This window comes from Carboxydothermus pertinax (assembly GCF_001950255.1).
Taxonomy (GTDB): Bacteria; Bacillota; Z-2901; order Carboxydothermales; family Carboxydothermaceae; genus Carboxydothermus; species Carboxydothermus pertinax.
In genome coordinates, this window is record NZ_BDJK01000055.1 from 310,260 (window position 1) to 322,063 (window position 11,804).

Sequence of the window (11,804 nt, forward strand, 5' to 3'; positions counted from 1 at the left end):
CCTTAATGGTAGTCTTGAAGAGCATAAACCTTAATTTCTTCTTCCTTGTTCAACAAGTACCCTAACATATTTGCCATAGCTCTGGCGGTATCCAAAGAGGTAAGACAGGGAACACCCAATTCCACCGCCGTACGGCGGATTCTAAACCCTTCTTTTTCCGGTTGGCTACCGGAGGTTAAGGTGTTGATAACCAACTGAATCTGGTCATCACGCAGCAAATCAAGAATATTATAAGTGCCTTCAGAGAGTTTTTTTACTTTTACCGTTTCTAATCCCTTACTGGCTAGAAAGCTTGCAGTACCCTCAGTAGCAAAAATTCTAAATCCTAGGTCAGTAAATTTTTTAATAATCGGATACGCTTCTTCTTTATCCCGGTCGGAGATAGTTGCCAGCACAGTGCCTTTTAACGGCACTTTTATTCCCGCTGCAATTAAAGCTTTATAAAGGGCTTCGGGAAACGTTTCCGCCACCCCCATAACCTCTCCGGTAGATTTCATTTCTGGTCCTAAAGTTACATCCAAATTGGTAAGTTTAGCAAAGGAGAAAACTGGAGCCTTTACGCCCCACAATTTTCTCGGTGGTAAAATTCCTCCTTTATAACCAATTTCCTTTAAGGTTTTACCCAAGGATAACAGTGTTGCAATTTTAACCATCGGAACACCCGTTATTTTACTTAAAAAAGGAATTGTTCTACTGGCCCTAGGATTTACCTCTAAAACATAAAGTTCATTTTCAAAGACCACATACTGAATGTTTAAAAGCCCTTTAATTCCTAAACCTAAGGCGATTTTCCTGGTATAGTCATAAATTCTATCAATCATCTCAGGGTTTAAATGAAGGGTAGGATAAACAGCGATACTATCCCCGGAATGTACCCCTGCCCGTTCAATATGTTCCATAATTCCCGGGATAAAAACTTCAAAACCGTCTGCCAAAGCATCAACCTCTATTTCCAAACCTTCCAAATAGCGGTCAATTAATACCGGATGTTCAGGCGAAATTTGGGCAGCCCAGCTCATATAACTTTTTAATTCTTCTTCGTCATAAACAATCTCCATCGCCCGCCCTCCTAAGACATATGAAGGACGTACCACTACCGGAAAGCCTATTTCTTTTGCAGTTTCAATTGCCTGGGAAATAGTATAAACTCCTCTTCCTGCGGGTCGTTTTAATCCTAAAATATTTAAAAACGCGTCAAATTTTTGCCGGTCTTCAGCCGTATCGATGGCCTCGATACTACTGCCGTAAAGCTTTATTCCTTCCTGGGCGAGCGGTTTGGCTAAATTTATAGCCGTCTGCCCACCAAATTGAACCACTACCCCTTCTGGCTTTTCCTTTTCAATGACATTTATCACATCTTCAAAAGTTAACGGATCAAAATACAGGCGGTCGGAAGTATCAAAATCAGTGCTAACAGTCTCTGGATTGTTATTAATGATAATTGCATTGTATCCTTCTTCCCTTAATGTCCAAACCGCATGTACCGAACAATAATCAAATTCAATTCCTTGACCAATACGTATTGGTCCAGAACCTAAAACCAAGGCTTTTTTGCCAGTAACTTCCCTGGCTTCATTTTCCTTTTCGTAAGTAGAATAAAAGTAAGGAGTCTTGGCTTCAAATTCTCCCGCACAAGTGTCAACCATTTTATATACCGGTTTTATCCCATATTTTTCCCGTAATTTTCTTATTTCCTCTTCTTTCATCCCTTTAATGCCAGCAATTTCTCGGTCGGAAAAATTCATTTTCTTTGCTTGCAATAAAAGTTCCGGGGCTAACTCTTCTTGAGCAATCCGTTGTTCAAACCGTACGATATTTTCGATTTTTTTCAAGAAAAACTCATCAATTCCTGTAAGTTTATGAAGTTTCTCTAAGCTATAACCTAGAAGTATTGCTTCTCGCACATAAAAGAGGCGCTCATCATCAGGGTATTTTAGCTTTTCCTCAAGTTTAGTAGGATCCAAGTCTTTCTTAAAAAGACCAGCAACACCTATTTCTAATGAACGTAATGCTTTATTTAAAGCCCCTTCAAAAGTTCGATCAATTCCCATTACCTCACCGGTTGCCTTCATTTGAGTACCAATTCTTTTATCCATACTCTTAAACTTATCAAAAGGCCACCGGGGTATTTTTACTACTACATAGTCTAAAGCTGGTTCAAACGCCGCAGTGGTTTTACCAGTTACAGCATTGGTAATTTCTGGTAGTGTTAGCCCTACGGCAATTTTTGCCGCAACCTTGGCAATGGGATACCCTGTTGCTTTAGATGCTAAAGCGCTGGAACGAGAAACTCTAGGATTTACTTCAATTACATAATACTTAAAGCTATTTGGGTCTAAGGCAAACTGAACATTACAGCCACCTTCTATTTTAAGAGCACGGATGATTTTTAACGCCGCATTTCTTAAAAGTTGATATTCTTTGTCGGCTAAAGTTTGGGAAGGAGCTACCACAATTGAGTCTCCGGTATGCACCCCTACCGGGTCAATATTTTCCATATTACAAACTATAATTGCATTATCCCTAGAATCCCTTAGAACCTCATACTCAATTTCTTTCCAGCCCGCAACACTCTTTTCCACCAATACCTGGTGAATTAAACTTTGTTTAAGCCCTCTTTTGCATATTTCCAAAAACTCATGGTCGTTATTCGCAATTCCTCCTCCAGAACCCCCAAGGGTATAAGCCGGGCGAATAATCACTGGATAACCAATACTTCGAGCAAAGCTCAGACCTTCTTCTTCATCGGTGACTATCGCACTTTCTGGAACCGGCTCTCCAATGGCTTGCATAGTTTCCTTAAAAAGCTCCCGATCTTCCGCTTTTTTTATAGCTGAGAGAGAGGTCCCAAGGATTTGAACCTTTTCCCGCTGTAAAATGCCCTTTTCAAAGAGCTCAAAAGTTAAATTTAATCCCGCCTGACCGCCTAAAGTTGCGACAATTCCCTGAGGCTTTTCTTTTACAATAACTTTCTCTAAAAACTCCACCGTTAAAGGCTCAAGGTAAACTCTATCGGCAATATTGGCATCAGTCATTATGGTTGCTGGATTACTGTTAACTAAGACCACCTCATAGCCTTCTTCTTTTAAAGCCCGACAAGCCTGGGTACCAGCATAGTCAAATTCCGCCGCTTGTCCTATGACAATTGGTCCTGAGCCTATTACCATAACTTTTTGGATATCTGTTCTTTTTGGCATGAGTACCCCCCTTATAGCAGTTCTAAAAACAAATCAAAGATAAAATCTGCATCATTAGGTCCCGGAGCCGCTTCCGGGTGAAACTGGACGGAGAGAATTTTATCCTGGTTATTCCGTAAACCTTCAATGGTATTATCATTTAAATTGCGAAACCAAACTTTAAGACCTGTTCCGGCTAAACTCTCTTCTTTTACCGCAAAACCATGATTATGAGAGGTAATAAATACTCTTTGGCTATCGATTTCCACAACAGGATGATTGCTGCCACGATGCCCAAACTTTAACTTATAAGTTTGGGCTCCATGGGCTAACGCCAGCAGTTGATGGCCAAGACAAATTCCTAATATTGGAAGTTTGCCAATTAACTTTTTTATAATTAAAATACTTTCCTGTAAATCTTCCGGATCCCCTGGACCATTTGATAATACTAATCCTTCCGGGGAAAGAGCTAATATTTCTTCGGCTGAAGTTTTAGGTGGCACCACGTATACCTCTGCTCCTCTTTTTAACAACGAGTGCAAAATACTATTTTTAGCCCCATAATCAACTAAAACCAAGCGGGGTTTTTGACCTGGATAATAAGCAATTTTATCTCCTGCCACCTGATAAGCAAGCTGTTGACCGGAAATATCCGGTAAAGATTTTACCTTCTCTTTATATTCTGCTAATTTTTCTGGAAAAACCGAAATAATACCTTTCATGACACCGTGAAAACGAATTTTTTTAGTTATTTCCCGAGTATCAACTCCCGCTAATGTAATGATTTTTTCCTCATAAAGAAATTGTTCCAATCTTTCCAGCTTACGCCAGTTACTAGGATAATCACACAATTCCCTCACTACTAGGCCCCGGGCAAAACTTCTCTCCCTTTCCCTGTCTTCGGGAATATAGCCATAATTCCCAATTAGGGGGTAAGTCATAACAATAATTTGTCCGGCGTAGGAGGGATCAGTTAAAATTTCTTGATATCCTGTCATTCCAGTGTTAAATACCACTTCACCAAAGTTTTCTCCAGTATAACCAAAAATCTCTCCCTCATACAAAGATCCATCTTCTAAAACTAGCACCCCTTTTTTCAACCCGGTGCCCTCCTTTCTATTTTCTTTGGTAAACTATTTCTCCTTGATAAATTGTCATCACTGGCCAACCCTTTAAGACCTTCCCCAGAAAAGGATTATTCTTTGATTTACTTACTAAAAGATCACTGGTAACTCTTAATTCCAGCCTGGGGTCAATTACCGTTAAATTAGCGATATATCCTTTTTTAATTTCCCCCTGTTCCTTTAACTGTAGTATTTTAGCTGGATTTATCGTCATCTTGGTGAGAAGCTTTTCCAAGGTAATTTTTTTACAAGCTACAAGTTCGGTAAAAAGCACCGGAAAGGCAGTTTCTAAACCTTCCATGCCAAAAGGAGCATCATTAAACTCCACCAGTTTTTCGTATTGAGCATGAGGAGCATGATCAGTAGCTATTACATCAATACTGTCATTTAGCAATCCTTTTAAAAGAGCGTTTTGGTCTTCTAAACTTCTTAAAGGAGGATTTACTTTAAAGTTTGTATTATAATCTTTAAGAGCTTCATCATTTAAGACTAAATGATGGGGAGTAACTTCAGCTGTAACTGTAATTCCCTCTTGTTTGGCTGCTGCCACCAGTTGAACGCCTTCAGCAGTGCTTAGATGAGCAATATGAATTTTCGCCCCCGTTAATTTGGCAATTTGCAGGTCCCGGTAAAGGGCAACGTTTTCCGCGGCCTTTGGGATCCCTTTTAATCCCAAAACCGTTGACCAGAACCCCTCATTCATAACACCACCATTAGCTAGCGTCGGTTCTTCCGCATGAGTTATTACTAAAAGTTCTAGGGCTTTAGCGTATTCCAAAGCATGTCTTAATAACGCCCCATCGGTAACCCAATTGCCATCATCGGTAACCGCAACGGCTCCTGCTTCTTTAAGTTCGTGTAGCTTACTTAATTCCCGCCCAGCTCTTTCTTTGGTAAGACAACCGGAAAACAAGATATTTAGAGGGATAGTTTTACTTTTTTCTTTCCAGTAATAAACAACGGTTTGATTATCCGGCGGAGGGTCAGTGTTGGGCATCATTAAAACGCTGGTAAAGCCACCGGCTAGAGCAGCCTTACTTCCCGAATTAATATCTTCTTTATGGGTATATCCTGGGTCACGAAAATGAACATGCATATCAATTAACCCTGGGATTAAATATTTACCTTCAAGGTCAATAACCTCTACTTTTTCCTGTTTAATCTCCGGTGCTATTTCGACAATTCGTCCTTTAGCGATTAAGATATCTAATTTTTTAATGGCTTGATCTGCCCCCACTATTACATTGCCATTTTTAAATAGTAACGCCATTATCGCTTCCCCCCGCTAACAGGTATAAAACCGCCATCCTAACTGCTACACCATTGGTTACTTGCTCATTAACCATCGCTTGCGGGCTTTCGGCTACATAGTCATCGATTTCCACTCCGCGGTTTATCGGTCCAGGATGAAGAATTAATATTTTTTTGTTTTGCAGCTGGTTTAATTTTTCCCGGGTAATTCCATACCAATCCCGGTATTCGTCAAAGCCCGTTAAGTAGCCTTTATCCTGCCGTTCTTTTTGAATTCTTAAAACATTTATGACATCTGCCCAGGCCAGAGTTCGGTCTAAGTTTGTTTCTACCCTAACTCCTAGTTTAGATATTTCTACCGGAATTAGCGAAGGCGGTCCACATACGGTAACTTCTGCCCCTAGTTTAAGTAACCCCCAAATATTAGAGCGGGCAACCCGGCTATGAAAAATATCCCCAATGATTGCAACTCTAAGGTCTTTAATTTTATAAAATTTTTGTTTTATTGTATATAAGTCAAGTAAAGCCTGCGTCGGATGTTCGTGAAATCCATCCCCGGCATTTATTACTGACATTTTGGTATGGGCTGCAATAAACTGGGGAACTCCCGATTGCTGATGCCGCACCACTAATATTTCAACTCCCATAGCTTCTATGGTTCGAACAGTATCAATCAGGGATTCGCCCTTTTGGACACTGCTTACCGCCACGTTTAAGCTCAAAGTATCAGCACTTAAAAACTTCGCCGCTAATTCAAAAGAACTGCGGGTCCTAGTTGATGGTTCATAAAAAAGCGTTGCTACAGTTTTTCCCCTTAATGTTGGAACTTTTTTAATATCCCTCATAATAATATCTCGCATTGGACGAGCCGTATCCAAAATCGTATTAATTTCTTCTGCCGACAGTTCTTGAAGGCCAAGTAAATGTTTTCGTTTCACTCCAAAACCTCCTTATAAAAAAACTCCCGGAAGGCCCCGGGAGTTAACAAAGTACGTCAACCCCTTTTAGGCCTCTCCGGACCTATTTAAAAGGGTCGCCTTTTACTACTCATCTTCTTTTTCCATTATATAAACCGCATCATCCCCATCGATATCAGCTAAATGAACATGAATAACTTCCTTTTTGGAGGTTGGAACATTTTTCCCCACATAATCAGCGCGAACCGGTATTTCTCTATGTCCCCGATCAATTAAAACTGCTAGTTGTACCAACATTGGCCTACCTAAATCCATTAAAGCATCAAGAGCTGCCCGCACAGTACGTCCCGTATACAAAACGTCATCTACTAAAACAAGTTTTTTACCTGTTATTGGAAAATTTATTTCCGTTTGATGAACTACCGGTTGGTGGCTTAAGGAAGATAGGTCATCCCGGTAGAGAGTAATATCTAAAATACCAACCGGTACCTCTACCCCTTCAAACTGTTTAATTTCTTCAGCAATTCTCTGGGCAATAGGAACACCCCGTCGTCTTACCCCAATTAAAGCTAAATTTTCCACACCGTTATTTTTTTCCACGATTTCGTGAGCAATTCTCCGTATTGCTCGTCTTACCCCATCTTCATCCATTATTTTAGCTTTGGTCTTAAGATTCATTTTTATCCCTCCAAAAAATTAAAACCTGCACACGGGAGGCGTATGCAGGTTTATAATATCGTTATTAAACCCTTACCAGCCTCACCGGACTAGTTTAAAGGTCATTCAGTTATTCTAAGATTAACAGTTTTTATTATAGTTGTCAAGAAGGAATATCTTTATTGAAGAGCGAAATTATTTGTCGCTAAAAGGAGGAATTAAAATGAAGAAAGTAGCATTTCATACTATTGTCTTTGATGGAGAAATGAATCCGGTGGTGCTTTTAGTAGATGAAAATCAAGAGTTTGTTCTCCCTCTTTTCCTTACCCCTAAAGAATTAGAACCTATTCTTTTTTCTTTAGAAAATTTTATTCCCGACCAACCGGAAACTTATAATCTTTTATTGGAAATTTTAAAAATTAATAATTTAAAAGTAAAAAAATTAACTATAACTGATATCCTTGCGGACAGAGTGTTTTCGGTCCTCTCTGTGTTAAAAGGCCGAAAAGAACAATTTTATAACTGCCGAATAAACGATGGACTTGCTCTAGCCCTTTATTTTAAAGCTCCAATTTACATTACGGAAAAAGTTGAGTTATCTACTTATCCTATAACAAATTTACCAGAAGATCTCGATAAAGAACTTCAACCCTTACTTGAAGAATGGAAAAAAAGCCTTAATTAATCCTTAACTTCTCCAGAACCTCTTGAAAGTCTTCCGGTAGCGGAGCAGTAAAATCCAATAATTCTCCCGAACGGGGATGAGTAAAAGAAAGTTTTAAAGCATGGAGCATTTGTCTTTTTAGACCAAAGGGGTTACTTTTAGCTCCATACTTGGGATCCCCCAAGACCGGATGACCAAGATAGCTAAAATGTACTCTTATCTGGTGAGTCCGTCCCGTTAACAGTTTGGCCTTAACTAAAGTAAAACCTTTTTTAAACTCTTCCAGGACAAAATACTCTGTTTGGGCAGGTTTCCCGTGAGACACTACAGCCATCTTCTGCCTATCTCTGGGATCACGACCAATTGGTAGGTCAATTAATCCTTTTTTGTTTTTTAGTAAACCATGGACGATTGCCCAGTACTCCCGGATAGCTCTTTTTGTTTTTATTTGTTCGGCCAACGACTGATGGGCTAAATCATTCTTGGCTACCACCAGTAAACCCGAAGTATCTTTATCTAAGCGGTGAACAATTCCCGGCCGCAATACCCCACCAATCCCTGATAAGTTTTGGCAATGATAAAGAAGGGCATTTACCAGTGTGCCTTCCCAGTTTCCCTCAGCGGGATGGACTACCATGCCGGCTTTTTTGTTTACTACCACCAAATCCTCATCTTCGTAAATAATATCTAAGGGTATTTTTTCAGGAGTCACGGTAAGCTTATGTGGGGGAGGAATTACTACCGTTATGATCTCCCCCCCTTTGACCTTATAACTTGCTTTCTTATTTATTCCATTAACGTTAACTCTACCTTCAGCAATTAATTTTTGAATAAAGCTTCTCGATAAATCTAATTCCTCTTGTTCCGCTAAAAATTTATCAAGCCTAAAGCCGTTAAACTCAGCGCTAACCATAACTTTAATTTCAGCTTCCATTTTTACTACTCCTTCTTAAATAAATACTGGTACGTAAAAAGTAACAGCCCAATGGTAATAAAACTATCGGCTAAGTTAAAGACCGGCCAAAAATGAAAATCCAGAAAATCCGTAACTTGCCCCTGGGTAATACGGTCGTAAAAATTCCCCAAGGCCCCACCAAAAATAAGCGCTAAAGAAGTTAAAAGCAAGCGGTTTCTGTTTTTAGTTACCACCAGATAAATAAGGATACCGCTTAATACAAAAATAGTTATTACAATAAATACTTCTGTTTGATAGGGTAATAAACTAAAAGCTGCTCCAGGATTTTTGACATGGGTAATACTTAAAAACGGTAATAAATTGAGCGACTGTCCAATTGCAAAATTTTTTATAATATAATATTTCGACAATTGGTCTAGTAAAAAAAACACAAAAGAAATAATTAAAAAATACAACACCTATTTCAACCTCACTTTAAATGGTATTCCCGTGGTTTACCTTCATCATCTAAACCTCTATAGTTTTGATAAAATACTCCATTATCCCCAACTTCATAGGGGATTGAATCAACCTCTTCAACACTATTATTATTTTCTTCAGGGGGTAAATCTTCATAAAAAATATTTTCCCTTAAATTAAAGCTAGCTACCGCCTGCCAGGAATCTTCGCCATCAAACATCGTCTGAGTGGTATTATCAAGATTAAATTTCTCCAGAAAAGGGGAAAGAATTTGTTCCTCGATCGGTCTAATTGAAGGAACAGTTCGTTCTTCAACCTTCTTTTGGCAATCAACGCAACGAATTGCCACGGGATTTGCAAGAAGCCTTTCTTCCGGAATCTTCTGGCCACAATCGATACATACTCCGTATTTTCCTTGGGAAAGCAAAGCCAAGGCCTCATCTATCTGACGTAGTTTAACTTGCAAATTATCAAGCAGCGCTAAATCTTTACTTCTTTCAAAGCTTTCGCTACCTAAATCCCCGGGGTGATTATCATAAAAAGAAAGCTCCTGGATATTTTCAAAAAAAGGCACTTCTTTAACTTTTTTAAATTCAGCTAATCTCGATTCATACTCCGCCTTTTGCTCCAATAAAAGTTTTTTAAATTTTGCCAGTTCCATTTCCCTATCTCCTTTTAATAGCCAAGCTTTAAACTCACAAGCTTGACAATTTGAGCTATAAAATCACTTATTACAGGTAAATTTAAAACCATCAGATGTTTTAAAAAATAAATTAAGACAACACTTACTATTGAAAAACCAACTGCCGCACCAACCCCCCGACCAACTCCTAAAAGAAAATTTAAAAAAATTAGCCTTCCGGGATGTTCAAGCATTTCCACGTATTCTTTAATTTTAACTTGTTCCAGTTTTAACACTAATTTCTCCACTACAGCGGTTAACTTATCACTCTCCATCACAACCCCTGCTTTCAAATTTATTATAGCCAAATCATCAATTTCTTAAACTTTGGATTGGTGCCGGAATACGCCCACCCCGTAAGACAAACTTTTGACTTCCAAAACAACTTACCTCCATAATAACCGTACGCCCAAGCAAGCCACCAAACTCTACGTATTCCCCAGCTTTTTTACCAGGAACCGGGATAATCCGCACCGCTGTAGTCTTACCATTAATTACCCCAATACTTATTTCATCGGCAATTATCCCGGCAATGGTAGTTTCGGGTGTATCCCCGGGAATTGCTATCATATCAAGACCAACCGAGCATACTGCAGTCATTGCTTCTAATTTTTCCAGGTTTAAAGCCCCCACTTCTACGGCCCGTACCATGCCCATATCTTCGCTTACCGGTATAAATGCGCCTGATAAACCTCCAACCATAGACGAAGCCATTGCTCCACCTTTTTTCACCGCGTCGGTTAACATCATTAAAGCAGCAGTAGTTCCTGGAGCCCCACAATATTCCAAGCCCATTGCTTCAATAATTTCTGCAACACTATCTCCCATTGCCGGAGTAGGCGCCAGGGACAAATCCACTATTCCAAATTTTACATCTAACAATTTAGCTGCTTCTTTGCCAATTAATTCCCCAACCCTGGTGATTTTAAAAGAGGTTTTTTTGACTTCGTTAGCCAATTCTTCTAAATCCGCTTGCGGCATTTTTTCTACAACCCTTTTTACAACACCAGGGCCACTTACTCCAACGTTAACTACATATTCCGCTTCCCCAATTCCATGAAATGCTCCCGCCATAAAGGGATTATCCTCAGGAGCATTGGCAAAAACAACAATTTTAGCACATCCCAAGCCATCTTTTTCTCGAGTTAACTCCGCCGTTTCCTTGATTATCTTGGCTGCATAGTTTATTCCATCCATATTAATACCGGCTTTTGTAGTTGCCACGTTAATTGAAGCACAAACCCGTTCAGTTTCCGAAAGCACCCGGGGAATAGTTTTAAAGACATTTAAATCCCCTTTGGTAAAGCCCTTATGGACAAGAGCAGAAAAGCCTCCGATAAAATTAACCCCTATTTCTTCCGCCACTTCTTCTAACGCATAACCAATTTTAAGAGTCCCCTCTTCATCAAAGCTCCCTGCCAAGAGAGAAATTGGAGTTACTGAAACTCGAGCATTAACTATTGGAATGCCATACTTTACCTCTAATTTTTTTGCTGTTTCCACTAAATGTTGTCCTTTTGCTTTAATTTTCCGCTTAATATTTTCACAAGTTTTTTCTAAACTACCGTCAACACAATCAAGAAGGCTCACTCCCAGGGTAATTGTCCGGATATCAAGATTCTCCTCCTGAATCATCTTTAGCGTTTCTAATATTTCACCAAAGTTAAACATCTTATCCCTCCTACAAACGATGCATTGCCCGGAAAATATTTTCATGTTGTATTTCTATGTTTAATTTGAGCTCCTGCCCAACTTCCTTTAGCAATTTTTTTAATTCTTCAAACTCAATTTTACAATTGGTTATATCAACCATCATGATCATTGTAAATAGCCCTCCGGTAATGGTCTGGCTGATATCCAAAATGTTAACATCGGCCTGTGCTAAAAGAGTAGCAATCCTGGCAATAATGCCCACCCGATCTTCCCCAATAACGGTTATTAAAGCTTTTTCCTGCAAT

General features: G+C 39.4%; 12 protein-coding genes. 1 reads left to right on the forward strand and 11 read right to left on the reverse strand.

All coding sequences use genetic code 11. From position 1 onward, the window contains the following. Nucleotides 1–2 precede the first annotated feature (2 nt). The 5 genes from carB to pyrR all read right to left on the reverse strand — a co-directional run bounded on the left by carB (nucleotide 3) and on the right by pyrR (nucleotide 7,146). Nucleotides 3–3,197, reverse strand: coding sequence for a carbamoyl-phosphate synthase large subunit (carB, locus tag cpu_RS11565; RefSeq protein WP_075860129.1), 3,195 nt, complete (start codon nucleotides 3,195–3,197; stop codon nucleotides 3–5). Nucleotides 3,198–3,208: 11 nt separating this feature from the next. Beyond that, a complete protein-coding gene (gene carA, locus cpu_RS11570) occupies nucleotides 3,209–4,276 on the reverse strand; it encodes a glutamine-hydrolyzing carbamoyl-phosphate synthase small subunit (RefSeq protein WP_075860130.1) in 1,068 nt (355 codons plus the stop codon). Nucleotides 4,277–4,292: 16 nt separating this feature from the next. Then, nucleotides 4,293–5,570 carry a dihydroorotase gene (locus tag cpu_RS11575; protein ID WP_075860131.1) on the reverse strand — a complete coding sequence of 426 codons (1,278 nt, stop codon included), beginning with the start codon at nucleotides 5,568–5,570 and terminating at the stop codon, nucleotides 4,293–4,295. Further along, nucleotides 5,554–6,489: an aspartate carbamoyltransferase catalytic subunit gene (locus cpu_RS11580; RefSeq protein ID WP_075860132.1), complete on the reverse strand. Its 936-nt coding sequence runs from the start codon at nucleotides 6,487–6,489 to the stop codon at nucleotides 5,554–5,556. Before cpu_RS11580 ends, cpu_RS11575 begins: the two co-directional genes overlap by 17 nt. Nucleotides 6,490–6,594: 105 nt before the next feature. Further along, nucleotides 6,595–7,146 (reverse strand): bifunctional pyr operon transcriptional regulator/uracil phosphoribosyltransferase PyrR, encoded by a 552-nt coding sequence (gene pyrR / locus cpu_RS11585; protein ID WP_075860133.1) that lies wholly within the window; start codon nucleotides 7,144–7,146, stop codon nucleotides 6,595–6,597. Between the two features lie 202 nt (nucleotides 7,147–7,348). On the opposite strand from pyrR, the gene cpu_RS11590 reads away from it, so the two are divergent. After that, nucleotides 7,349–7,810: a bifunctional nuclease family protein gene (locus cpu_RS11590; protein ID WP_075860134.1), complete on the forward strand. Its 462-nt coding sequence runs from the start codon at nucleotides 7,349–7,351 to the stop codon at nucleotides 7,808–7,810. Here the strand turns inward: cpu_RS11590 and cpu_RS11595 are convergent. The 6 genes from cpu_RS11595 to cpu_RS11620 are packed head-to-tail and all read right to left on the reverse strand — an operon-like array spanning nucleotide 7,803 to nucleotide 11,803. After that, nucleotides 7,803–8,723, reverse strand: coding sequence for an RluA family pseudouridine synthase (locus cpu_RS11595; protein WP_075860135.1), 921 nt, complete (start codon nucleotides 8,721–8,723; stop codon nucleotides 7,803–7,805). The genes cpu_RS11590 and cpu_RS11595 overlap by 8 nt on opposite strands. Nucleotides 8,724–8,728: 5 nt before the next feature. Continuing rightward, nucleotides 8,729–9,163, reverse strand: coding sequence for a signal peptidase II (gene lspA, locus cpu_RS11600; RefSeq protein WP_075860136.1), 435 nt, complete (start codon nucleotides 9,161–9,163; stop codon nucleotides 8,729–8,731). Nucleotides 9,164–9,174: 11 nt separating this feature from the next. Then, entirely contained in the window at nucleotides 9,175–9,825 is a 651-nt protein-coding gene (locus tag cpu_RS11605; RefSeq protein WP_075860137.1) for a TraR/DksA C4-type zinc finger protein, read from the reverse strand. A 14-nt stretch (nucleotides 9,826–9,839) separates the two neighbouring features. Continuing rightward, nucleotides 9,840–10,121: a DUF5665 domain-containing protein gene (locus cpu_RS11610; RefSeq protein ID WP_075860138.1), complete on the reverse strand. Its 282-nt coding sequence runs from the start codon at nucleotides 10,119–10,121 to the stop codon at nucleotides 9,840–9,842. A 37-nt stretch (nucleotides 10,122–10,158) separates the two neighbouring features. Beyond that, nucleotides 10,159–11,517, reverse strand: a complete 1,359-nt coding sequence (locus cpu_RS11615) for a PFL family protein (protein ID WP_075860139.1) — start codon at nucleotides 11,515–11,517, stop codon at nucleotides 10,159–10,161. Nucleotides 11,518–11,527: 10 nt separating this feature from the next. Then, the gene (locus cpu_RS11620) at nucleotides 11,528–11,803 is read right to left on the reverse strand and encodes an ACT domain-containing protein (protein ID WP_075860140.1); all 276 of its coding nucleotides are present in this window, start codon (nucleotides 11,801–11,803) and stop codon (nucleotides 11,528–11,530) included. Nucleotide 11,804: the final 1 nt, after the last annotated feature.

What these genes read in the sequence shown, in the direction of transcription:
- cpu_RS11605 (WP_075860137.1), bottom strand. Translation starts at nt 9,825, where the DNA reads ATGGAACTGGCAAAATTTAAAAAACTTTTATTGGAGCAAAAGGCGGAG.
- cpu_RS11615 (WP_075860139.1), bottom strand. Translation starts at nt 11,517, where the DNA reads ATGTTTAACTTTGGTGAAATATTAGAAACGCTAAAGATGATTCAGGAG.
- pyrR (WP_075860133.1), bottom strand. Translation starts at nt 7,146, where the DNA reads ATGAATCTTAAGACCAAAGCTAAAATAATGGATGAAGATGGGGTAAGA.
- cpu_RS11610 (WP_075860138.1), bottom strand. Translation starts at nt 10,121, where the DNA reads ATGGAGAGTGATAAGTTAACCGCTGTAGTGGAGAAATTAGTGTTAAAA.
- cpu_RS11575 (WP_075860131.1), bottom strand. Translation starts at nt 5,570, where the DNA reads ATGGCGTTACTATTTAAAAATGGCAATGTAATAGTGGGGGCAGATCAA.
- cpu_RS11590 (WP_075860134.1), top strand. Translation starts at nt 7,349, where the DNA reads ATGAAGAAAGTAGCATTTCATACTATTGTCTTTGATGGAGAAATGAAT.
- carB (WP_075860129.1), bottom strand. Translation starts at nt 3,197, where the DNA reads ATGCCAAAAAGAACAGATATCCAAAAAGTTATGGTAATAGGCTCAGGA.
- cpu_RS11595 (WP_075860135.1), bottom strand. Translation starts at nt 8,723, where the DNA reads ATGGAAGCTGAAATTAAAGTTATGGTTAGCGCTGAGTTTAACGGCTTT.